The following is a 23,657-nucleotide window of genomic DNA, read 5'->3' as shown; positions in this document are numbered from 1 at the left end:
ATCCTGCGCGGTGGATGCGGGATGACTCAGGGGGGGGAGGGCGGTCTGAGGTAGGGAATGGGGGGCTCGTGGGTCCGTCGATGGGCCTCGGCCTCTGGGTGGCCTCGGAATCTCCACGCCTGGGCCGCACACCGCCAGGGGGTCCGGTGGAGGCGCGGGAGGTCGTCCACAATGGCTGCTACGGTAAGGCACACCACCGCAGGGTTCGTGCCGGGAGCACGTCTGAACCGTCCGTCAACCTTCCTGGTGGTCCCCGATCGCGGCGAGCGCGCGGTTAGATGTCGACGGTGCCAAGTCTCAGGGGTCGATGTGGGAAGCACGGATCGGGCTGTTTCTGCAGGCCCTCCGGGCAGTGAGTCGGGGTCGTGGCCCAGCCGCCCTAGGTGCCGTTCCTTGAGATAGGCGACGCTCGCGCACTACGACATGAATATTCAGTGTCCCCCGTGGGAGGGGAAACTTGTAACCGAGCTCGAATTTAATGTTGAGGTCAGTTAGACTGGCCGCATGCGCCAACACTCCTGAGGATGACCGTCGCCACTCTCGGCGGCGCGGCGAGGCGGGGGGGGCGAGGCGGGTTGGCCTCCTCGCCCTGACACGATTTCTACCGAAAGGGCCAAGGGGCTCATCCGCAGGGCCAGTAAGTCCCGCCGGCCGCGAAACCAGGGCACGCCCTGATCTTTCCCAGCGCGACACGCGCTGGCTTGCCTGGTGGCGGAGTGAAAGTCCGCCGTGTCCCCCTATGCCTTCGCCCGCGTTCTCCCGAGCGCGTCGGCTATCAGGGGCCGCTCAGACGGACGTACCGGGAAGCTGAGGGTGGATGGTCCGCAGGAGGCGCTCGCCGCCCTTTCTGCCCGAACGAGCGCGCACTCTCCCCGATGTAAGACTGGGGCAGGGCAGCCGTCCTGCCGTCCTGGCGCAGGAGAGCTGGACGGGCGCATCAGGGCAGGACGTCGAGGCCGTGGGCTCCGTATGGCACGGACGGACCGACTGCATCTGCCTGGCGGGCTGCTGTCGCTGGAGCCGAGCTGCGCGCCTGCGCTCGCACCCCGGCACGTGGCCGGGCCGCGGTCGGGGTCCCGGCTCGCACGCCTGATATGGGTCGCCTCCTCGCCGGGATGCCGTCTCAAGACCGGGGGGTCACCGTGCCGGTAGGACTGTACGGGGCCGACGACCAGGGGCCGGTCGGACCCGGCCCGTGCCCAGCAGACGCTCAGCGGACGTGACGGTAGCGAGTGGTGTAGTTTTCTAGTTGTCCATAGGCCAAACTATTTGCCGCCCCAGGGGTCCAGGCGTGGTGAACCTCTGGGGCGTTCATCAGCGCACGGAGGTTGGGGGGTCCCGGCAATCATGGGCGGTCGACGGTCAGGGTCCCCGTCAGCCGATGATGCGTGCATGAGCGGTTTGTCCGTTGCATTCCGAAGTAAGCCCGTGACATGTGCGACGAAGTGCTGTTCTGAACATAGCTGGGAAGGCAGCGCTGCGGCCGCCGTAGCGATTGCGTGTGGCACGGTGGGCGCGGCCGGCGCGCGGGGGTCGGGTGCCTCGGGCGGTCCGCCAGCACGGGTCCGTGGCCGCGGTGTCCGTACCCCGACGTGGCCAACGAATCACATCGACGTGGAACCGCCGGTCCGAGCCGTACAGAGATGGATAGAACGTGCGGAGTCGAGAGCACGGCGGGCGGATTCGTTCCCGTGGTAGTCGTGTTCAACCAGAGGAGAAGACACCTCGTCTAACGGGGCAGGTACACATTCGCCGACGACATCGGCGGCGCTGTACCTGTGGGAGCAGGCGAGCAAGAGCTGGCACCCCGCTGCTCGACCTGGGTGGGCTGGGTACAAATGGGGCTACACGGGTTGGTCAGCCTGGCACCCGTGCCCGGTGGAGACAACCGCGTCTACGTCGCCGCCGAGCCAAATGTAATCCAAACAGGGCTGAGCCCGGGGCCCCAACAACGGGCGCCATCAATACATCCTGACGCATCATTGACGCCGACAATGCGCGTTCCACCCTGTTCCGGCCATCGACAGCTTGGGACCAGTTTCTCAATGCTCGGCGGCACAGTGCCCGGCCGCGGGTATGGGCGCGTCGGTCTGTCCCGCGTGACCCCAACCTAGGAAAACAGCGTCGTCTACTTCAGTCGGCGCTCCACGAGGCAACGGCCTTGCTGGCCAGCAGACTACCGACAGGGCGTGACCTGGGCAAGTGGCGAGCTTCCCCACTGCGGGCACCCACGCCGACAACCCCCGCCGACCCCACGAGCTACAACCCCCCGACCGTCCGGGCGTGGTCTGGGTGACGTTCCGAACCCGACAACTCGGCGATCCGCGGGCAGCAACACCACGCAGCGGATCTACGTCGGCGTCGCCGGACAAGGAGAATACCGTCTACACCTCCGCCGACGGCGGGAACCACCTGGAGCCGGGTGGCCGGCAGCCCACCCGGCTACATCGCCCACAAGCGTGCTCACCACGTCCAACCACACTGTCTCATAACCATCGCTACCAGCGACAAAGAAACCTCCGTCCGGCCTCCTACGCCGAGGCGCCTAAGGGCGACGTGTGGGAAGCTGTAACGCTTACGAACCACCGGCGCGTGGACCCAGATCAAGCCCGGTCCCTCAGCTCGTCCGAGGCGCTATCTACTCGACCAACGGGCGCTACAGCGGTCCACGATCGACACGGCAGAACCCCGGCACGATCATGAGTCCGCCACCCAGATCCCTGGTGCCGGTCTCACGTAGATACGCCTTCTTCCAGGTTCGCACCGACGTCCGGCGCGACCGGGGTGGACCCGAGAGCATCTGGACTTCAACCAAAGTCCTAACCCCCGAACGCAGCTTCCGCTACACCATGGACGTCCCTCTGCCCTCCTCGCCGTGCTGACCTTCGGGACGCAACCCGCAGCTGCCCGAGGTGACGCCCAGCTGGGCGGATGACCGAGTCGCTTGGAGATCGACCCTTCAGAAGCGCACCAGATGATGTACGGGCAGGGCCGGGGGCGCCAACGCTGTACGAAGGCACACGAGGACCTCAAGAAGTGGGGGACAGAAGGCCAAGTGGCGGGCCATCTCCGGACCCATCAGGGAGGAAAACCCGATGGCCAGGGAGCTGGGAGGAGGACCGAAGACGGATCCTCGACCCTAGGATCAGGGGCCCGCCGTCCGGAGCCAGCCCCGCTGGTCAGCGGCCGCGTGGGTGACATCGGCGCTTCCGTCACAGCGAACCATCGCGGGAGGGGGGGGCGTGCCCCCGATGAGGTTCACGGCGGGTCGGAAGAACACCGAAATGTCGGTTACAGCCTGCCACGACCGGAAGTCGCTCAGACTACGCCGAGACCAACCCAGGGGCCAGTCATGGTCCGCGTCGGGAGCAACTTCACACGCGGAACGGGGGGCCGAACCGGCCTGAACGACATGGTGGCCACGCCGCGCTCGGAGGGGGTCATAGGGGCACCGAAAAACGGGCGGCGAGCCACTGTTCCAGGGAGCGAACCGGCCGGAGATCAACGAGGGCGGCACGATCGAGCGGCCGCGGCCGACGGCTCCCGGTTCACGTCTGGGCGCAAAGCCAAAAGGGCGGTGGCGTGCAACGACGACTGAAGGGGAACGGTCGTCTGACGGGAAACTCCCTGTCCGCCGTCCACCGGGCCTGCCGACCGGCGCCGTGGTCGAGTCCGACCGGGTGACGCCGAACAGTTCTACGGGGGAGGGGCTATCCGGAGCAGCCGGGGAGGTTCTTAACTTCAGCGTCAAGCAAAGAAGGGGGCGGCGCTCGTTGGGCACAAGGCCGGGACCGCCGCGACCAGGTGCTGCCCGCCGAGGGCAACGTTCAAATGTTCAGGCGGTCCGTAGCCCGGCCGTAGGTGAGCGAACATCTGGCTGACCGGGGAAAGCCTTCGCAGGCGACACCGGGCGCCTGCCGCGGCATCTGTCACAAGAAAGAATCGGGCACACCGGAAACGGACGGGCGCGTCGTTCACAAGAGAGGGGGGGGGGGGGAACAGAGCTCCCGGCTTCACGGGGACGCGGTCAACTCGGCTGGATCGGCAAGGCCGGCGGCGCCAGTGCAGAAGGGGGAGGCTGACCAGGCGCTGTACACTCTGCGCCACCGTCGGTCGTGCGTCACCTGCCGGCTGATTCCGCATCCGGACGACACGGCGCGAGCTGGGTCAGGATCAACGACGACCAGCAACCTACGGCAAACGCGGGTCGAGGCCCTCAACCAGGGGGGGGCGACGAGCACGACGCGTCTACTGCCGGGAAGCGTCTGACCAGCTCGCACCAAACAGGCCGCGGCAAAAGTCACTGTACTCCGACAAGGCGACGGGACCGGTGCCCGCCCAGACGACAACCGTCGCTTCCGCGGTAGACCCGCCTTATGTACGCCGTGTGGCGTCGGCGGTCACCGTCTCTCGGGGAGCGACGCTGACTGGGGCGGCCTCGACGGACGCGGTGGGGAGAGTGTATCGGGTGACGACGTCTAGCGTCGGTGAGGCGGGGTGCGACGGGACGTGAAGATTGCCCACGAAGGCCCGATGCCTGCAGGACGTCCGTACGCGCTGAGCGGGTGAGCGCGGCACACGCGTAGACACGTTCTACTAAAAACGGTGATCGGCGCCAGCGACGCGGTGCCGGCAACGAGCTCCACGCCTCTGACTGCCGGTCAGCGTTTCATGGAACCAGTCGGGCCGTGAAACAAAAGGATTGTGGACAACCGTCGCTCCCGACCCTGCCGTGTAACTCCGGTGCTGTCGGGCTGGTCGCCTCTTCGTGGCTACTCGTGGCCGTTGGTCGGGCCGTGCGTACGGACGCGGTGGGTAGTGAGCGGGTACGGACGTCTCACCGTTAGGCGGGTTGCGACGGAAAACAGTGAGTTGAGCCGGAGGAAACGTGCGGGAAGATCCTACGGCGGTGCGCACGTGCTGAGGACGTGTTGAAGCGCGGAGGAAGGGGGACAAAAAAAAAAAAAGAAAAAAAAAAGCCAAAGCGTAGCGAACGGTTCTAACGTGATCGCCCGCGACGTGCGACCGGCAAACAGCTCCACCGGCCATCAGGCGCCGGTCGGCGTTCACAAAAAAAAAGAGAAAAAAAAAAAAAAGGAACCAGTGCGGACCAGGGCAGGGCGGGGTCATGCACCGCGACCTAGCAAGGTCGCCCAACTCTGTCCGGCAGGTTTCCAGGGCGAGGTGACGGTGAGAACCCGGACACCTCAGGCGACGACGACCGGCTGGACCGTCACCATCGTTCGTTCCGACGGCCAGACGATCAGCCAAAGCTCTGGAGCGGCGTTGGCACACCCAGACCGGTGCCAAGGCCGTCACGGTGAGAACACGGACTGAACGGCGCCCTGGGTGCCGGGGCGTCCAAACCGTGGTCGGCTTTCGCGCGAGCTGACCGGACCAACCGCGTCGCCGTCCTACCGTCACCTTCACCGTCTCCGGACGAACCACCGCCCCCTGGCCGTCCCCGGCGAGGACGGCCAGGGGGGGAGTACCCCCGCCGTTGAAACACGCCGCCCGAGGCCGGGGTCCTGCGGCCGCGTCAACCGCCTCGCCGGCCCGGAGTGAGGAAGCCACGACGGGCCGGAGCGCGGTATCGGGCCCGCGGCCGAGCCCTGAAACGGGCCGCGGCGGGGCCGTCCTGGTTAGCGCGGTCACCTCACCTCGGCAACGGGGTGAACGCGGCCCTCCATCCGGCGGGAGCGGGCGTGCCGCGGCCGCGGGCTACGGTCTTATGGCCGGGGGTACGGGTCCGTTCTTAGGCTGAGATCCGCCAGTCCGCGAGGCCCGCCCGCCCGCAGACCCTATTGTGGAAGAAACCTGACAGTCCGGGGTAGGAGTCCATGGGGGAGGCGATCTCGATGTGGGTGCTCTGGCCCTCGGGACCGCGCGGAGGGCATCGCCGAGGGCACCCGCCGCGGCTTCGACGAGAGCCGTTGGAGACCGTTGGCCCCCGTGGCTCCCGGGGCCCGGCGGTCGGCGTGCCGCACGGCATGCTCGACGGGACAAATCAGGTGGTCCACCCTGCACCTGGATCCGTCCCCCTCAGACCCTGAAGAATCGTCATCGGTGTGGTCGGCGGGGCCGATTCTGGTCATGGGCGGCAAGGGCCTCATCATGGTGGCCCTTTCGCCCGCGGCCCTAGCTGGGCTGGTCGTCTTCGCCGGCTGGCCGTGCTGGCCAACAGGGGCGTTTCACTGGCCCATAGCCGGCTGGCTGAGAGTTTGCGGACAAGCGGACCCGCTGTCGGCCTGGACGGGCCTGGCTCGGCCGCCGGGGCTGGACCGTCAAGAATCCTAGGTCGTGCGTAAAGGGTCGGCCGGGGGCAGGGGGTGGCCGAGAAAAAAAAAAAGAAGACCAGAAGCCGGAGTCATTACGTATCACTGTTCGCCCACGCCTCAGCTTCGGCCCTCGACCTGGTCGTCGAGGCGCAGAAGCTCCTCCTGTCCGCTAGACCGGGGGGGCCCGCGCGCCTCGCCGCGACCCGGCTACCCGACGAGTTTTACCGGTGGAGTACAGGCATGCTCGGTTAATCTTTCGCCGGATGTGACTCTCCGTAGTGTCTCCTACGTCCGATCCGCAGGACGGATCGCAGAGACGATTAAGGAGAGTGACGATCTAGTGCGCGCCCTGTCCTCGATGCTGGTCCCTCGCGGCGCCGGAGCCGCCATCCTGAACCGAGGCACCGCCCGGCCCGACGGAGCCGGACGACGTCAACCTGGGCCGCGAGGGTGCAGCCGGCGAGGAGGTCTTCCTCGGGACGCCGAGCTTCGTCCCCCGTCGGCCCGTAAACAACGGGAATCGTCCTGATCAATCCTCGACACAACAGCGTCCCCGCGTCCAGGTCAAGATTCGTCAACTGCCTGTGGCCGGTACAATGGCATCGGCACAGCTGCCGATCGCCGCCACCGACCACGGCCGCGTAACGGTGGCCAGCCGAGCATAACCACCACCGCCCGCGCAGGTGCAGTCCCGCTACCGCGTGAAGAACATGTGCAAACAGAGGAAAGACCGGGCTCGGAAAAGCTCAGCCATCCCGTGCACTCGGTTACTTCTAGACCAAAAACCGGTGACATGTTCGTCAAATGATAGTCGTGCGGACGAAAGGCGCGCGGGGGGGACACAAGAAAAAAAAGGGGAAGAAAAAAAACCGGGGGGCCAAAGGCAAATGGGGATCCGAAAAAAAAAAGGGCTTTCACAGAAGAAAAAGGAAAGAAAAAGGGAAAAAAGGGGGAAAAGAAAAGGGCGACTCCCCAACCCGCGACAAAGACCGTGGGGCAATAGTTGCCCAGTGAGGTAAGTGGGAAAAACGGGTGGGCGGATACTCGGGGGGGGCCCGAAATCTGATCGAGGGTCGTGTGGACCACGGGGAAATGAAAAAGAAAGATCGGGAAGGGAAAGAAAGGGAGGGAAAAAACCTAATCACGTGATGCAGCAGTGCAGACATAAAGGAAGCCGAAGGGACTGAAAGGGAGGGAAAAAAGAGGGAGCTGGAGCGGGGTCGGATATGATCGCCTGGTGGGGGCCTCACACGTGGGAAGAAAAAAAAGAAAAGGTCGGTGCGGGCGCTGCGACACGAACGACGTAGAGCATGGCGAAAAAAAACCGGGTGGGAGAGCTAGAAAAAGTGAACCTATCGGGTACCACAAAAAAATAATCCTTCGAGGCAGAAAAAAACGTGGCGTTGGACAAGGAAACCACACAAGAGACAATGAGCGGAGGGACGTGCGTGTCACAGTGAAAAAAGGGGCAGACCGTCTCCAGAGGGAGGAAAATCGGGGGGCGGGGCAATCTGGAGAAGGGGCGAACGCGAACAATAAATCAATTGCGAATCGGGGAAAAGAGGAAGCCCTAATAGTACCTGGATATGCTCTCTGCCGTTTGTAGAGGAAAAGACCGAGGAGCCAGAGAGACCGGAGTAGACCGAGGTGGCTCGAGAGGAAACTTCACGACAGGGATCCCCTGTTCAACATATAACCCTGCCAGGGACGGCAGCTACGTGAAAACTCTGATACTTGGACGGTTGCGAGGTTCAGGGGAGAAAGGGGGCCCCGAAAAAGCTGTGGGACAAGCGGCGGGTCGCGAAGTATCCTGGAGCATCACGGGTTGCGCCGGTAGAGGCCCAGTTACGGGCGCGATATGAACTCCAGCGCGCCCCGCCACCCGCCGGGCTGCCGCGACGGCGCGTCCACGTCGGCGTACAGCTCCCCGTACGTGGCGTCGATCATCAGGTCGACCAGCTCGCCCCTTGCCCGGCACGTGGGTGTAGAGGGACATGGTCCCCACCTCCAGCCGTTCGGCGACGTGGCGCATGGAGACCGCGTCGAGCCCCTCGGCGTTGGCCAGCTCGACGGCCGCCAGGACGATCGAGCGCACCGTCAGCCCGGAACGCCCCGGTTTGCTGTGCGAGCCCCACAGGAGGGCAAGGCTGCGGGCCGGGTCGGCGTCGGAAGCTTTCTTCGCACTCACGGGATCGGTCTCCAGATTCTCGGCGTCAGGACCACCGTAACGGAGCCGTACGGTGTACCGTACTCAATACGGCAAAGGCGTGCCGGGCCGGCGGATCCTCCGTCCGGGCCGGCACGAAAGGACGGGTGAGAACGGGTGAGACGACAGGACGCCAAGGCCGGGTCCGCGATCGTCGCGGACGGCCTGCGCAAGGGGTACGCGGGCGCCCCGCCGGGCACGGGGCTCAACGGCTTCGACCTGGAGGTCGCGGCCGGGACGGTCTGCGGGCTGCTCGGTCCCAACGGGGCGGGCAAGACGACGGCCGTCAGGATCCTGGCCACGCTGCTGCGTCCCGACGGGGGCCGGGCGAGCGTGGCCGGGTTCGACGTCCGGACCGACGCCCGGCGGGTCCGCGAGCGGATCGGGCTGGTCGGGCAGTACGCCGCGGTCGACGAGATCCTCAGCGGGCGGCAGAACCTGGAGATGTTCGGCAGGCTGAACCACCTCTCCGCCGCCCAGGCGCGCAGCCGGGCCGGCGAGCTGCTGGAACGCTTCTCGCTGGCCGACGCGGGCCCCCGGTCGGTCGGCGGCTACTCCGGCGGCATGCGCAGGAGGCTCGACCTGGCGGTGAGCCTCATCGTGGCGCCGCCGGTGCTGTTCGTGGACGAGCCCACCACCGGCCTCGACCCGGCCGCGCGCCGGCAGGTGTGGGCGGCCGTGCGCGACCTGGTCGACGCGGGCACGACCGTGCTGCTCACCACCCAGTACCTGGAGGAGGCCGACCGGCTGGCCGACCGGATCGTGATGCTCGGGGCCGGCCGGGTCGTCGCCGAGGGCACCCCCGAGGAGCTGAAGTCCGCCCTCGGCGGCGACTGGCTGGACGTCGTCCTGGCCGACGCCGGGGACGCGGAGACCACCCGGGCCCTCGCGGCGCGGGTCGCCTCCGGCGAGGTCCAGGTGGACGCCGGGGCCTGCCGGGTCAGCGTCCCGGTCTCCGAGCGCACCCGGGCGCTCGTCACGCTGGTCACCGCGCTCGGCGACGCCGGGGTCGAGCCGGTGGACGTCACGCTGCGCCGTCCCACCCTGGACGAGGTGTTCCTGCACCTGACGGGCGACGACCCCCGGCCGGTGGCCGCGGGCGTCCCGGCCCCCGGCACGGAGGTGCCCGCATGAGCGTCACGACCCCCGCCCCCTCCGGCGCGTCCCCGGCGACCCGGGCGGCCCGCGTGTTCACCGACTCCTGGACGATCACCCTGCGGGACCTGAGGCACTGGGTCCGCAGACCGGGACCGGTCGTGCTGGGCTGGTTCTTCCCGGTGCTGATGGTGCTGATGTTCGGCGGCCTGTTCGGCGGCGCCATCGGCGCTCCCTCCGGCGGGCCCGGCGGCTCAGGCGCGGGCGACTACATCGACTTCCTCGTCCCCGGCATGTTCGCGATGACGATGCTGTTCGGCCTGGAGACCACGATGACGGCGGTCACCACCGACGCGGCCAGGGGGGTGACCGACCGGTTCCGCTCGATGCCGATGAACTCCTCCGTGGTCGTCATGGGCCGCGGGATCGCCGACATGCTCGACTCGGCCGTCGGGCTGGCCGTCATGTTCGCCACCGGGCTGCTGCTCGGCTGGCGCGGCGACGGCGGCCCGGCCGGCACGCTGGCCGCGGTGGGCCTGCTCCTGCTGCTGCGTTTCGCCGTGCTCTGGGTGGGGATCTTCATCGGCCTCGTCGCGGGCGGGCCTGAGGCGGTGGCGTCCGTGCAGATCCTCATCTGGCCGGTCGGGTTCCTGTCCAGCGTGTTCGTCGATCCGGCGACCATGCCCTCCTGGCTCGGCGCGGTCGCCGAGTGGAACCCGCTCTCGGCGACCGCGACCGCCGTCAGACGGCTCTTCGGCGACCCCGGCTGGGCCGGGGAGTCCTGGGTGGCGCAGCACGCGACGCTGATGGCGGTGCTCTGGCCGCTGCTGCTGATCGCCGTGTTCCTGCCGCTCTCGGCCCGTACGTTCCGCAGGCTCGGCGACTGAGGCGACGTCCCGCCCGGCCCGTCCGGGTTCGCCGAGGCTCGCCGGTGTCCCGGCCGGGACGGGACGGGCCGGGCCGAGCGGGCGGGGTGTCGCGGTGGCCGATCACATCGGCCGTCGCCGGAGGGGCGCCCGGTGTTTTACATCGTGGTGACGGGATCCGTCCCGCCCTGTAACCCAGGGTAGTGAGCCTGGAGGCATGAGTGAGACGGAACGGGAACGATCCGCCTCGGGGTGGACGCTCAACAGGGAACTGCTCAACGTCGGCGCGATCATCGTCGCCGCCGGTATCGCCCATCTGACGATGGGCCTGATAGGACACGAGAAGTACGGGCCGTTCATGCTCCTGCTGCTCGGCGGGGTGCTCGTCACGACGGCTCTCGGTCACCGCTTCTACGAACATCGGCGCCACCGCGTCCCCGCGGGCGTGGAGTGCCTCAGGTGCGGCACGCCGGTGGGGGACCCCTGACCGGCGGGACGCGGACCCCGCGGCCTTCCGATGTTCATCGCCACGGAAGGCCGCTTCCACACCTCTTCTAACCCTTTCGTTCTAGATCACGATCATGAGCGTTTTCCGACTTAGGATGCCGCCGTGTCCGTGACTCCTGGTATCCGCCGACTGCTCGGTCCTCTCGTCGCCTTGGCCCTGCCGGTCGTGCCGTTCCCGGCGGCCGCGCACGCCGCCGGGCCCGTCACCGGACCCGCGGTGGTCTCCGCGGTGTCCTCCGCGGGCTCCCCGGCGACGGTGTCCCCGGCGACGGTGTCCCCGGCGGGGTCCTCGACGGGGTCCTCGACGGGGTCCTCGGCTGCGTCCTCGACGGTGTCCCCGGCCGCGTCCTCGCGGGCCGCCGACATCGTGCTGCCCGGCACCCGGGTCACCCTGCGGGAGCAGGCCACCGACGCGCTCAGGGTGACCTCCTACTCCTCGGGCACGAAGACCTACCTGCGCCGGGGGGACGGGTTCACCCGGCAGGCCGCCTACCAGGAGGTCACGGTCGCGCCCAAGGGCGGCAAGGCCATCGCGGTGCCCACCTCCTACCGGAACGGCCACGACTCGGTCGTCCTGCTCGACCTGGCGACCTCCAAGGCCACCACGATCCGTACGGTCAAGAAGCCGCTCGTCGCGCACTACGCCCACTGGAGCCGCGACGGCCGCAAGGCGGTGCTGACCGTCCAGCGCAAGAGCGGCTCGGCGTGGGTGACCTCGGGCTTCGTGATCGTCGACGCCTCCGCGAGGACCGCGAAGCCGGCGATCGTGGCCCAGGTCGACGGGTCGGCGCGGTTCCGCTGGAGCTCCGACGGCTCCGACGTGATGGCCGAGTACCGGGGCGGAACCCGCTTCTACGGCCAGGACGGCGCGGTCCGCCGCACCCTGGTCAAGACCGGCAGGCCCGCGGGAGGGGAGGACGCCTTCACCCCCTCCGGCCGGGGCCTGATGACCTGGTGCCCGTCCACCTACACCGAGCACGTCTGCGTCTGGGACCGCGCCTCGGGCAGGCTCGCCGCCAAGGTGCCCGGCATCCGGCCCAAGGCCCTGTGGGGCTGGTGGGACGAGAAGCACTTCATCGCCGTCATCCCCTCCGGGGGGCACTACCAGGTGGTGCTGTCCACCCTCAGGGGCAGGACCACGCGGGTGCTGGCCGCGTTCGCCGCCGCCGACTGGGACGCCAAAATCTACCTCGGCTACACCCGCCGCTGACCTCGCCGCTCCGCCTCGACCGGGACCGGGAACCGGAAGCGCGACCGGGACCGGACGTGCGCGTGGCAGCGGACACGCGGGCCTCAGGGCGGGGCGGCCCTCACAGGTACAGGCCGGTGCCGTTGTCGGTCTGGGGGGTGGCGATGGCGTGCAGGTCACGCTCGCGCATGACCAGGTAGACCTGGCCGTGCACCTCGACCTCGTACTGGTCCTCGGGGTTGAACAGGACCTTGTCGCCGACCTTGACCGCGCGGACGTTCTGGCCCGCACCGCAGACCTCTCCCCAGACCAGGCGGTTGGCCATCTTCACCGTCGCCGGGATGACGATGCCCGCCGTGCTGCGCCGTTCCTCGGACTCCTGCTCGACCTTGACCATCACGCGGTCGTGGAGCATCTGGATCTCGAACTTGGGGTCACCCACGGAATGCAGTTTATGGGAACACCGGAGCCGTACCGGCGCGTCCGCGTGACAGTGGTGTGAAAACGGCGGAAGGGGAACGACGGCCTCCCGCCGGGTCGCGACGCGGGATCCCCGGCCCTACCGCTTGAGCGGCGCCGTGGCGGCCATGCCGGACGCCGTGGCCGTGGCCGGTGTGGCGGACGCGGTGGACCGGCGGCGGGTCTCGGGGACGATCAGCGGGGTCCCGCTCTGCGGGTCGTCGATGATCTCGCAGCGCAGGTCGAAGACCTCCCGTACCAGGTCGGCCGTGACGATGGAGGCGGGGTCGCCCTCCGCGACGATCCGGCCGTCGCGCATCACGATCAGGTGGGTGGCGTAGCGGCAGGCCTGGTTCAGGTCGTGCAGGACGGCCACCAGGGTCCTGCCCTGCTCGTGCAGGTCGGCGCAGAGGTCGAGCACCTCGATCTGGTGGGCGATGTCCAGGAACGTGGTCGGCTCGTCCAGCAGCAGGATCGGGGTCTCCTGGGCCAGCGCCATGGCCAGCCAGACGCGCTGGCGCTGGCCGCCGGACAGCTCGTCCACGCAGCGGTCGGCCAGCTCGGTCACGTCGGTCGACCTCATGGCCGAGGCCACCGCCACCTCGTCCTCGCGCGACCACTGGCGCATCATCCGCTGGTGCGGGTAGCGCCCCCGGCCCACCAGGTCGGCGACCGTGATGCCGTCGGGCACGATCGAGCTCTGCGGCAGCAGGCCCAGCCGGCGCGCCACCTCCTTGGAGGGCAGCGAGGTGATCACGTTCCCGTCCAGGTGGACCGCGCCGGCGCGCGGCTTGAGCATGCGGGCCAGCGCGCGCAGCATCGTGGACTTGCCGCACGCGTTGGGGCCGATGATCACCGTGAACGACCCGTCGGGGATGGTGACGTCCAGGTCGGTGGCGACCACGCGCTTGTCGTACGAGAGCGTCAGCCCGGTGCCGTACAGTCTCAACGTCGTTCCCTCCTGAGGAGAAACACCAGGTACAGGCCGCCGATGGCGGCGGTCATGATTCCCACCGGCAACTGGACCGGTGCGAAGAGGCGCTGGGCGGCCAGGTCCGCGCCGACCAGCAGTGTGGCGCCGGTCAGCGCCGACAGCGGCAGGGTGACGCCGGGGGAGCGGGAGATCCGGCGGGCCAGTTGCGGGGAGGCCAGCGCCACGAAGGCCACCGGCCCGGCGGCGGCGGTGGCGACCCCGCACAGCAGCACCCCGGTGACGATGGCCGCCGCGCGCACCGGCTCGACGCGGAGGCCCACGGCCCTGGCCGCGTCGTCGCCGAGTTCCATCATCCGCAGCGGGCGCGACAGCCAGGCGCAGGCGGGCAGCAGCACGGCCAGCGCGTACGCGACCGGGATCGCGTGTTCCCACCCGCGCCCGCCGAGGCTGCCGGTGATCCAGGCTCCGGCGGTAGCGGCGTCGTTGATGTCGGCCCGGGTGAGCATGTACCAGTCGGCCGAGACCAGTAGCGCGCCGACCCCGACGCCGACCAGGATCAGCCGGTGGCCCTGCACCCCGCGCCGGAAGGCCAGGCCGTAGACCACGATCGCGCAGACGACGCATCCGGCCAGCGAGGCACCGGCGATCTGCCAGGCGCTGCCGCCGAGGATGACGGCGGCGATGCCCCCGGTGGAGGCGCCGGCGGTGAAGCCGATGAAGTCGGGGCTGCCGAGCGGGTTGCGGGTGAGGCTCTGGAAGATCGCCCCGCTCAGCCCGAACGCGGCGCCGACCAGCAGCCCGGTCACGACCCTCGGCGCCCGCAGCCGGTTCACGATGAGCTCGGCGACCGGCGGGCCGTCGCCGAACAGCGCGGCCAGGATGTCGGGGATCGGGACGGTGAACTCGCCGGTGGACAGGGCGACCAGGCCGACGGCCAGGCCCACGACGGTGATCGCGAACCCCGCGCCGAGGCCGCGCGGGGAGAACCGCAGCGACCAGGAGCGCAGCCGCAGGACCGGCGGTCGCGGCCCGCCGGACCGGAGCACGCGGAACGTACCGGAGGACGGCTCGGTGGACGGCTCGGTGGACGCCGTGGCGGGCGTCGTGGAGGGCGGGGCCGGGGGAGAGGCGGTCATAGGGCGGCGAGCCTCCGGCGACGGGCGAGCAGGATGAACACCGGGGCGCCGACGACCGCGCACATGATGCCCACCTGCACCTCGCCCGGGGCGGCGATCACCCGGCCGAGGACGTCGGAGCCGAGCAGCACCAGGGGCGCGAGCACGACGGTGTAGGGCAGCACCCAGCGCTGGTCGGGGCCGGTGAAGGCGCGTACCGCGTGCGGCACGGCGAGCCCGATGAACCACATCGGACCGGCCGCGGCGGTGGCGGCCCCGCAGAGCAGGGTGATGGCGACCGCGGTCAGCCCACGGGTGCGGCCCACGCGCACGCCGAGCGCGCGCCCGGCCTCGTCGCCGAGCGCCAGGGCGTTGAGCGGCTTGGCCAGCAGCAGCCCGAGCACCAGCCCGGCCGCGAGGAACGGGGCGAACCGGACCGCCGCGCCGCCGTCGACCCCGGCCAGCGAGCCGGTGAGCCAGAACCGCATCCGGTCGAACGTGGCGTTGTCCATCCGCAGCACGGCCGAGGCCGCCGCGTTGAACACCATGCCCAGGGCGACGCCGGCCAGGGTGAGCCGTACCGGCCCGCCCCCGGTACGCCTGCCGGACCCCAGCGCGTAGACCAGCGTCGCGGCGGCGGCGGCCCCGGCGAACGCGAACCAGACGTAGACGGCCGGGTCGCCCAGGCCGAGCAGCCCGATGGCGATCGTCACGCCGAACATCGCGCCCTGGCTGATGCCGAGCAGGCCGGGGTCGGCGAGCGGGTTGCGGGTGAGGCTCTGCATCAGCGCGCCGGCCAGGCCCAGGGCCGCTCCCACGCCCAGGCCGATCAGCGTCCGCGGTACCCGCAGGCTCCGGACGACCGTGTGGTCGGTGGAGCCGTCCGGCGCGAGCAGCGCGTCCAGCACCGTGGAGAGCGGGACCGAGCGCGACCCCACCGCGACGCTGACCATGGCCATGAGCACCAGCGCCGCCAGCCCGGCCAGCAACCCGGCGAACAGCACCGGCGAGCGCCGGCCGGGCCGCGGGAGCGGTGCCCCTGCGTGCCCGCCGTCGTGCCCGCCGGATCCGGCCGGCCCCCGGGCCCCCTCCGGTCCCGGACCGCCGGGCCCGTCACCCGATCCCCCCGAGCCCCCCGCTCCTGAGGATCCCCCCGAGCCCGCGGATCCCTCGGGTCCCGCGGATTGCTCGGCTCCCGGGGATCCGCCGTGACCGGGGGATCGTCCGAGGTCATGGGCCCGGGTGGCGACGGACGGGGGCGCGGGCGAGGTCGCGGGCGGGGTCACGGACGTGGCCGTGTCGGCCGGGCTCATCGGGCCACCCCTCTCGCTCCGTATCGGTAAGGCAAGGCTAATCTAATGAAAAAGTCATTTAGGCAAGCCTATCCTTTGGAGTCACGAATGTCGCTGTCTGTCATGCCGCGGCGGGGATTCATGGCCGCCGGGCTCGGCCTGGTGTTCGCCCTGGCAGCGTGCGGAAGCGGAGCCGACACCGCCTCCCCCGCGGCGGGCGGCTCGCCCGCCGCCTCCGGTTCCGCGGCCGCGTCCGGTGCCGGATCAGGTCCGTGGACCTTCACCGACGACCGGGGCAAGAAGCTCCAGGCGCCCGCGCGCCCGTCCCGGGTCGTGGCGCAGGTCGGCGCGGCCGCGGCGCTGTGGGACTTCGGCGTCCGCCCGGTCGCGGTCTTCGGGCCGCACCGGCTGACCGACGGCTCCAAGGACCCCCAGGTCGGCGACGTCGACATCACCAAGGTCGAGTCCATCGGCAACGTGTGGGACGAGTTCAACGTCGAGAAGTACATCTCGCTCCAGCCCGACCTGCTGGTCAGCGGCATGTACGACAAGGCCCTGTGGTACGTGCCCGAGAAGTCCGCCGCCACCATCGAGCAGGTCGCGCCCACCCTCGGCGTCCGGCTGAACGGCAGGTCGGCCCCGGAGATCATCAAGAAGTACGGCGAGGTCGCCGCGTCCCTGGGCGCCGACCTCGGCGCTCCTCTGGTGACCGAGGCCAAGGCCGCCTTCGACGCCGCCGCCGCGGCACTGCCCAGCCCCGCGACCAAGAAGCTGAAGATCATGGCCATCGCCGGCGGCCCGGAGACCATGTGGGTGGTCAACCCCGACGACCACGCGGGCGTGCGCTACCTGCGGGAGCTCGGCCTGGACGTCGTGGTGCCGGACAAGGTGGACGAGGGAGGCTTCTGGGAGTCCCTGAGCTGGGAGAACGCCGACAAGTACGAGGCGGACGTGATCCTGGTGGACAACCGCACCCAGTCCATGAAGATCGACGAGATGAAGAGGAAGCCGACCTTCGCCAAGCTGCCCGCGGTCACGGCGAACCAGGTCTACGGCTGGAACTCCGAGGAGCGCTTCAGCTACAAGGGCTTCGCCGACCTGCTGCAGAAGCTCGGCGCCGACCTGTCCAAGGCCAAGGAACTCTGAGGGGAAAACACCGAAGAACGCGGGATCGGACGGGCGTGCCGCGTCCGGCCGGGTGCGCGGGGCTGGTCGGGTACGCGGGTCGGGTCGGACGTAGGTGCCGCCGCGGGGCGGGTCAGACGTAGGTGCCGCGCACCTCGACGATGTCGGCCAGCGGGAACTCCAGGTAGTCGCCCGCCTCCTCGCACCACGCGTCGAGCACGCCGCTGCGCAGCTCGCCGTGGCTGATGGTGGCGGTCAGGCCGTCGGCCAGGGTGATCGCCGCCCGTACCCCGCGGTCGACGACGAACCCGAGCAGGGACTGCTGGGCGGTCGGCAACCGGGAGGCCATGCGGCCGATGACCGCCCACGTCCTGCCTCCGGGCTGTGCGGCCTCCCCCTCGGCGCCCAGCAGGCGCTGGGCGTGCTCGCGCGGGTCCGGTGGCGGCTCGACCAGCGGGTACGCGGGCTGCTCGAACTCGGCCACCCGCCCCCCGGGCAGCAGGATCAGCCGCCCGTTCTGCGGCTCCTCCACTCGGGCCCGGCGGATGGTGATCTCCCCGGTGTCGGAGATGGGCACCGGCGCGTAGCCGTTCTCCCGCAGCGCGGTCAGGGTCTTGTCGGCGGGCACCGAGCTGGCCAGCACGGTCGGGGCGAGCAGCCTCAGGCCCAGCCTGCCCAGCCGCCGGTGCCCGGCGATCTCGGCCAGCAGCGCCGGGTCGGACGCCTGCACGATGCAGGCGACCGAGGTCACCGTCACCTCCCCGTGCCGCCTGGCCACGTCGTGCACCAGGTACTCCAGGGGCTGCGGCACCGTGCCGACCTCGGCGAGGTCGACCAGCAGGCCCTCGGCGGTGTAGCCGGCGTCCATGGCCCGGCGCACGCTGGCCGGGGTGAACCGCCACACCGAGGCCGCGCCGCGCGACTCGCGCTCGGCGGCCCGGTCGAGCAGCTCGGCCAGCTCGCCGGCCGGCGGCCCGGTCACCACGGCGGTGAGGTCGGCACCGAAGAGCGCGCTGCGCCGTACGCTGGCCAGCGCCCTGACCGAGCACTCGACCAGCATCGGGTCGTTCTCCACCAGGGGTGTGCAGTCGTCGATCTCGTCCCCGGGGAAGGCGTCCAGCCCGGCCAGGGCACGGCCGAGGTCGGTGATCGTGTCGAGGGCGACCAGCCCGAGCATCCGGGCCTCCTCCAGCACGGCGGGGACGCACTCGGCCAGCAGCGACCGGTCCAGCAGCGGGGCGTGCCAGTGCGCGGACCTGACCAGCCCGGAGCGGTCGGTGCACGCCGTGCTGGCGGGCAGCCGGGCCAGGACGCCGAGCACCGCGCGGCGGGCGCGGGCGACCATGGCCCCGGCCGGGTCGTCGCCGAGCACCGTGCCGTACTTGCCGTCGACCTTCCGCAGCGACGAGCGCTCCATCCGCCACCAGGCCGACAGCAGCACCCGCAGCCTGGCGGCGGCGTCGTCCAGCCGCCAGCGGTCGAACTTCTCGGTGGGCACCAGGCCACCGGCGGGCTCGTCCCAGGCCAGCAGCCGCGCGACCGCGCAGACCTCCAGCAGCAGCCGGGTCTCGTCCTCGTCGCAGCCGGTGTCCTTGGCCACCCGGCGGACCTCGCGCACGCCGACACCGCCCGCCTTGAGCAGCGGCAGCGGGAACTTCGCGGTGTTCTCCAGCATGGCGGCGCAGCGCTCCACCACGTGCGGGGCGGCCAGCGTCATCAGGTGGTCCACCGCCTCCGGGTCCACCGGCATGGTGGCCAGGTCGGGCGCGGCGGGCGTGAACGGGGGATGGTAGTCGGGCCCGCGCAGCGCGAGCGCGACCTCGCGGGGCATCTCGGCCACGTTCCAGCTCGGCCGGAAGAGCAGCCCGTGGTCGGCGGCCCATTTCTCGGGGGCGCCGGGCACCACGAACCTGCCGCCGTCCACGTCGCGGACCGGGCCGTCCCAGGCGAACTCGTCGAGCAGCCGCCGGGCGCCCTGCGGCGCGTCCTCCAGCAGCGCGGTCACCCGTGCCGGGTCGGAGAGGATCTCGGTGATCCTGGCGACCGTGCGGCGCTTGGGACCGTTCGGCAGGCCGAGGGTCCTGGCCAGCCCGCGCAGCGCGTCGGCGCTGACCGTCCAGGAGTTCAGGTAGTGGGGGAGCGGCTCGCCGAGCCCGCAGGGCGCCGCCCACCACCGGGCGACCCCCTCGGCCACGCGGATGTGTCCCTCGTCGTCCGGCCATGCCAGCGCGTGGTCGAACAACAGGTCGAGCCAGGGCGTCACCTCCGGCTCCGGCGCGCCCAGGAAGCGGGCCACCGCGGCCGGGTCGGCCTGCTCGCCGAGCGCCAGTGACGCCTGCGCGACCTCCAGGGAGGGCAGCGGCAGGCCGCGCATGACCTCCATCACCGCGAAACCGTTGCCCAGCCGCTGCGCCAGGGTGTCCAGGCGGCGCGGCCACGGTGGGGCGATGGCGTCCAGCCGGTTGGCCAGAACTCGTGCGAGCCGTTCTTCGTCGAGGGTTTTCAACCAGCCGAGCAGGTGATCGTCCATCTCGCAGCTCTTTCAGGAATCTCGCGCGGGGACTCTCCGTGAGCCATAAACATCCACGGTAATGCAGAGGGCAATCTCTGACGCTGTCTACCGCGCAGAATGCGCCGCGTCATCGTGGTCTCCGTCCGGTTCTGGCCGGTCCCGGGACCGCCGGGCGGGAGGGGTGGCGGCCCCGGGACCGGCCGGCGCCGTCCGAGGGGAAGGGGCGGCGCCGTCCGGAGAGGTTCGGTGGGCCCGGAGCAAGGATCGCGGGGGTGCCGGAAGTCCCGGGGGTCCGGGGAGGCTCGGGTGCGGGTCTTGGCGGGTGTCGGGACGCGGGACGGGGCCGGACGGGCGGGGAAGCCGGCCGGGTGCCGCGTCCCGGGAAGGAGAGGGCGGCACCCGGCGGGCGGCCGGGGGCGGGACGCCGGCGGTGGCCGGAACCCGACGGGGGAGGAGGCGGCGGTCAGGGGTGGTCGGGCTCGTCGGGCTCGTCGTGGTGTCCGGTCCTCAGCACGGCCCAGACGATCTTCCCGTACGGGGCCAGCGGCGCCCAGCCCCAGCGCAGGCTCAGCGACTCGACGATGTGCAGTCCGAGGCCGCCGATGTCGAGCGCGGAGGGGTTACGCAGCGAGGGGAAGCCGGCCCCGGGGTCGTTGAGGGTGCAGGCGACCGTCGTGCCCCGGCGGAGCAGGGAGAGCCGGATCGGCTCCCTGGCGCGGGACTCGGCCAGCCGCAGCCCGTGTCGGAAGGCGTTGGTCGCCAGTTCGGAGACGACCAGCTCCATGTTCTCGCTCAGCTCACCCAGGCTCCAGCCGGTGAGGGTGCCCGTCGCGAAGTTGCGGGCGGAGTGGACGGACTCGGCGTGCGGGGGGAGGACGAAGGTGGCGCTGGCCGTGACCACGGGAGATCCGGGAAGCAGATCGCGGGCGGAGTCGGGCCACCATCCGGCGGGGGGCCACCAGTCAAGGGTCGTCCAGGACGTGGAGGCTCGGGGGGGCGCGGTTTGGGCGGACTGCACAGCCGTCATCATGGTCCAAACTCCTGTGCAGGTGCAAGAGCGAATGCACGTGCATCAGGCCTGTGCAACCGCTACCGTTACCCATGATTGGGCAAATCCACACGAAAGGGGATCTTGGCCGCGGCCAGGGATTCTCAGGCCGCGAAGTGACACACTGGAGATCAGGAAAGCGAGCGAGGAGCACCACGTGTCCATGGATCCGCCCGGTACCGGTTCCACCGTTCGGCGCATCATGCTCGGCGCGAGCCTGCGCCGGCTGCGTGAGGAGAAGGGGCTCGCCCGCGAGGCGGCCGGATTTCACATCCGCGCCTCGGAGTCCAAGATCAGCCGTATGGAACTCGGCCGTGTCGGCTTCAAGACACGTGACGTGGAAGACCTGCTCACCCTGTACGGCGTACTCGACGACGCGGAACGGCGCGGCCTGCTGGAGATGGTCCGCGAGGCGAACACCCCCGGCTGGTGGCACAAGTACGGCGACCTGTTGCCGCACTGGTTCACCACCTACGTGGGGCTGGAGGAGGCCACGAACATGATCCGCACCTACGAGGTGCAGTTCGTTCCCGGCCTGCTGCAGACGTCGGCCTACGCGCGCACCGTGATCCGGCTGGGCTACCCGGACGTGCCGGAGGCGGAGATCGAGCGTCGTGTGCATATGCGCATGCAGCGGCAGGATCGCCTGACGAAGAAGGACGGCCCCCGGTTGTGGGCGGTCATCGACGAGGCGGCCCTGAGGCGTCCTATCGGAGGCAAGGAGATCATGCGTGAGCAGCTCCAGCACCTGCTGGAAGTGGCCACGCTTCCCAACATCACCCTTCAGGTGATGCCCTTCCGGTTCGGAATGCACGCGGCTGAGGGTGGTGCGTTCAGCATCTTGCGGTTTCCCGAGTCCGACCTGTCGGACGTCGTCTATGTCGAGCAGCTCTGGGGTGCCCTCTACCTGGACAAGCGTGAGGATGTCGATCCGTACCTCACGGCCATGGAGCAGTTGTGCGTGGAAAGCACCACGCCCGGGGGCACCGCCGAGATCCTCGGCGACCTTCTCAGAGAGATGTAAATGGAGCAGACCTACAACGGCATGCCCGCCACTGACCTTGCCGGGGCCAGCTGGCGCAAGAGCCGCTACAGCAACTCGACGGGCAACTGTGTCGAGCTGGCCGAACTGTCGGACGGCAGCATCGCGGTCCGCAACTCGCGTTTCCCGGAGGGGCCCGCCCTGATCTACACCCGGGACGAGATTCGTGCCCTGGTGCTCGGGGTGAAGGATGGGGAGTTCGACGGTCTCACGGTGTAACGCCGTTTTTACATCGGGGCGGCCCGGTTAACCGCGGCGCGCCGACGGTGTAACCGGGGAAGTGGGCCGGCACGGGAGAGTTCGAGCTCACAGTGATTGGGGGCTCGGACGTGCTCGACCAGATGACCTTGTATCCGGTGGCCGACGACGTGCTGATCGCGCCGGGAGGGCGCGTCGTGATCCGCACCTACGGCGTCGCCTCGGCCGCCACGGGAGAGGGCTCGCCCACTCCGGTGTCCTACCGCACATGGGTCACCGGAGTGCGCGACCAGCCGCGGTACTGGCGGTGGGGTCATTTCGAGGACGCCTGTCACGGCCACCGCAAGGTCCTGGAGTGGCTGACCGGCCGCGGCCCGCAGCCGGCCGCCGCCGCTGCCTGAGCCCCGCTCGGACCCCGCCGCGGGAGGGACCCCTCAGACGGGTGCCCTGCCGACCGGCGCCGTCTCCAGGGGCGCGTTCCACGCCAGCACGACCGGCTCGTCGTGCTCGAAGCCGAGCCGGGAGTAGGTCCCGGTGTCCAGCCGGAACAGGCGTCCGTCCTCGGGGGGCAGGCCGAGCCAGCGGGCGCACAGCACCCGCAGGTAGTGCCCGTGCGCGACCAGCACCACCTCGCCCTCGACGGCCCTGGCGCGGGCGATCACCCGATCCGCCCGCGCGCCGACCTGCGCCGCGTTCTCACCGGGATGGTCCGCGTCACCGGGAACGACGCCGTCACGCCACAGGTACCAGCCCGGACGGCTCTCGCGGATCGTGGCCGTGGTGATGCCCTCGTAGCCGCCGTAGTCCCACTCCCACAGGTCGGGCTCGGTCTCGCAGGCGCCCAGACCCGCCAGGCGTGCGGTCTCCCGGGCGCGCAGGGCCGGGCTGACCAGGGTCAGGTCGAACGTCCGGCCCACCACCAGCGGGGCCAGCCCTCGGGCCTGCTCCTCGCCCTTGGCGGTGAGCGGCAGGTCGGTGCGCCCGGTGTGCCGTCCGTCCCGGCTCCACTCGGTCTCGCCGTGCCGCAGCAGCGTCATCTGTTTCATGACGACCATCATGGACCCGGACGGGACCGGGAGGGCGGCGGGTGACGGCGGGTGACGGCAGGTGACGGTCCTGCCTCACCGGTGGCCGTACTCGGGCACGACGACCTCCTCCGGGGCTCCGGGAGCGGGCAGGCGGCACACGAGGAGCCAGTAGACGCCGGCGATCATCCCTCCGCCGACCTGGGCCAGGACGATCTCGCAGAGCCACATCGCCGGAAGGGCGGCCGCGATCGGCCGGGGCACCCGCCCGGCCCGCCACAGCGACACCGCCGTCACGACGGCCCCGGCGAGCATGGCCAGGTTCGCCGGGGCGGCCACGTGACCGAACCACGGGGGGTCCTCCCCGCGCAGGTTGGACGCGGTCGCGCCGAACGCCAGCAGGAGGTGGCCGGCCGAGACGGCGGCGGCTCCGGCGACGGCGGCACCGGTGCCGTGCCGGGCCAGTGCGAACAGGGCGGGGACGAGCAGGACCAGCGAGGCGGCGAACAGGCCGAGGATGACGTGCTCCTCGCCGAGCACCCGGGGGTCGTCGTCGAAGGGCCGTACCGCCTGCATCGCTCCGGTGACGGCCATGGCCAGGCCACCGGCCGTCGCCGACAGGGTCGCCGGGGTACGCCACGGGGGCGCGGGTTCTTTTCGGGGCATGGCGCGACGCTAGGGAGGATCGGGGCCCGGCCGCGTCCACCGGGAGGCGCGACCGCCTACGACCCCGGGCCGACCCGCATACCCCGCGGGGCTGACGTCC

Annotated in this window: 17 protein-coding genes; 9 read left to right on the top strand and 8 right to left on the bottom strand. The window is 70.3% G+C overall.

What is annotated here, in order from left to right; translation table 11 throughout:
- Nucleotides 1–7,082 precede the first annotated feature (7,082 nt).
- From ABD832_RS35205 to ABD832_RS35185, 5 genes are all read left to right on the top strand, one after another.
- Nucleotides 7,083–7,292, top strand: a complete 210-nt coding sequence (locus ABD832_RS35205) for a hypothetical protein (protein WP_344904599.1) — start codon at nt 7,083–7,085, stop codon at nt 7,290–7,292.
- A gap of 1,309 nt (nt 7,293–8,601) precedes the next feature.
- Nucleotides 8,602–9,618: an ATP-binding cassette domain-containing protein gene (locus ABD832_RS35200; protein WP_344898190.1), complete on the top strand. Its 1,017-nt coding sequence runs from the start codon at nt 8,602–8,604 to the stop codon at nt 9,616–9,618.
- Complete coding sequence (locus tag ABD832_RS35195) at nt 9,615–10,466, top strand: ABC transporter permease (protein WP_344898192.1); 852 nt, start codon at nt 9,615–9,617, stop codon at nt 10,464–10,466. Before ABD832_RS35200 ends, ABD832_RS35195 begins: the two co-directional genes overlap by 4 nt.
- A 196-nt stretch (nt 10,467–10,662) precedes the next feature.
- Nucleotides 10,663–10,932 (top strand): hypothetical protein, encoded by a 270-nt coding sequence (locus tag ABD832_RS35190; RefSeq protein ID WP_344898194.1) that lies wholly within the window; start codon nt 10,663–10,665, stop codon nt 10,930–10,932.
- A gap of 123 nt (nt 10,933–11,055) precedes the next feature.
- Nucleotides 11,056–12,162 (top strand): hypothetical protein, encoded by a 1,107-nt coding sequence (locus tag ABD832_RS35185; RefSeq protein ID WP_344904596.1) that lies wholly within the window; start codon nt 11,056–11,058, stop codon nt 12,160–12,162.
- Between the two features lie 100 nt (nt 12,163–12,262).
- Here ABD832_RS35185 and ABD832_RS35180 read toward each other — a convergent pair whose 3' ends face one another.
- The 4 genes from ABD832_RS35180 to ABD832_RS35165 form a co-directional block, all read right to left on the bottom strand.
- Nucleotides 12,263–12,583 carry a GroES family chaperonin gene (locus ABD832_RS35180; protein WP_344904593.1) on the bottom strand — a complete coding sequence of 107 codons (321 nt, stop codon included), beginning with the start codon at nt 12,581–12,583 and terminating at the stop codon, nt 12,263–12,265.
- Nucleotides 12,584–12,700: 117 nt separating this feature from the next.
- A complete protein-coding gene (locus tag ABD832_RS35175; protein ID WP_344904590.1) occupies nt 12,701–13,549 on the bottom strand; it encodes an ABC transporter ATP-binding protein in 849 nt (282 codons plus the stop codon).
- Complete coding sequence (locus ABD832_RS35170) at nt 13,546–14,670, bottom strand: FecCD family ABC transporter permease (RefSeq protein WP_344904587.1); 1,125 nt, start codon at nt 14,668–14,670, stop codon at nt 13,546–13,548. Before ABD832_RS35170 ends, ABD832_RS35175 begins: the two co-directional genes overlap by 4 nt.
- Entirely contained in the window at nt 14,667–15,653 is a 987-nt protein-coding gene (locus ABD832_RS35165; protein WP_344904584.1) for a FecCD family ABC transporter permease, read from the bottom strand. The genes ABD832_RS35170 and ABD832_RS35165 overlap by 4 nt, the downstream gene beginning before the upstream one ends.
- A 396-nt stretch (nt 15,654–16,049) precedes the next feature.
- Here ABD832_RS35165 and ABD832_RS35160 point away from each other — a divergent pair, with 396 nt between their 5' ends.
- Nucleotides 16,050–17,087, top strand: a complete 1,038-nt coding sequence (locus tag ABD832_RS35160) for an ABC transporter substrate-binding protein (protein WP_344904582.1) — start codon at nt 16,050–16,052, stop codon at nt 17,085–17,087.
- 112 nt (nt 17,088–17,199) lie between these two features.
- On the opposite strand, the gene ABD832_RS35155 is transcribed toward ABD832_RS35160, so the two are convergent.
- Together ABD832_RS35155 and ABD832_RS35150 are read right to left on the bottom strand one after the other, a co-directional pair.
- Complete coding sequence (locus ABD832_RS35155) at nt 17,200–19,596, bottom strand: helicase-associated domain-containing protein (RefSeq protein ID WP_344904580.1); 2,397 nt, start codon at nt 19,594–19,596, stop codon at nt 17,200–17,202.
- A 445-nt stretch (nt 19,597–20,041) separates the two neighbouring features.
- Nucleotides 20,042–20,479 carry an ATP-binding protein gene (locus tag ABD832_RS35150; protein ID WP_344904579.1) on the bottom strand — a complete coding sequence of 146 codons (438 nt, stop codon included), beginning with the start codon at nt 20,477–20,479 and terminating at the stop codon, nt 20,042–20,044.
- 310 nt (nt 20,480–20,789) lie between these two features.
- Here ABD832_RS35150 and ABD832_RS35145 point away from each other — a divergent pair, with 310 nt between their 5' ends.
- From ABD832_RS35145 to ABD832_RS35135, 3 genes are all read left to right on the top strand, one after another.
- Nucleotides 20,790–21,650 (top strand): helix-turn-helix domain-containing protein, encoded by an 861-nt coding sequence (locus ABD832_RS35145; protein WP_399193646.1) that lies wholly within the window; start codon nt 20,790–20,792, stop codon nt 21,648–21,650.
- On the top strand, nt 21,651–21,887 hold the full coding sequence (locus ABD832_RS35140) for a DUF397 domain-containing protein (RefSeq protein WP_030921376.1): 237 nt from the start codon (nt 21,651–21,653) through the stop codon (nt 21,885–21,887).
- A 122-nt stretch (nt 21,888–22,009) separates the two neighbouring features.
- The gene (locus tag ABD832_RS35135) at nt 22,010–22,267 is read left to right on the top strand and encodes a hypothetical protein (protein WP_344904575.1); all 258 of its coding nucleotides are present in this window, start codon (nt 22,010–22,012) and stop codon (nt 22,265–22,267) included.
- Between the two features lie 33 nt (nt 22,268–22,300).
- Here ABD832_RS35135 and ABD832_RS35130 read toward each other — a convergent pair whose 3' ends face one another.
- Both ABD832_RS35130 and ABD832_RS35125 read right to left on the bottom strand, forming a co-directional pair.
- A complete protein-coding gene (locus ABD832_RS35130; RefSeq protein ID WP_344904572.1) occupies nt 22,301–22,912 on the bottom strand; it encodes a histidine phosphatase family protein in 612 nt (203 codons plus the stop codon).
- A gap of 75 nt (nt 22,913–22,987) precedes the next feature.
- Nucleotides 22,988–23,557: a hypothetical protein gene (locus ABD832_RS35125; protein WP_344904569.1), complete on the bottom strand. Its 570-nt coding sequence runs from the start codon at nt 23,555–23,557 to the stop codon at nt 22,988–22,990.
- Nucleotides 23,558–23,657: the final 100 nt, after the last annotated feature.

Origin of the sequence: Streptosporangium longisporum, assembly GCF_039534895.1 — a bacterium.
GTDB classification, from domain to species: domain Bacteria; phylum Actinomycetota; class Actinomycetes; order Streptosporangiales; family Streptosporangiaceae; genus Streptosporangium; species Streptosporangium longisporum.
Note: the sequence above shows the minus strand (reverse complement) of the source record. Positions and strands in the feature narration are given on the sequence as shown.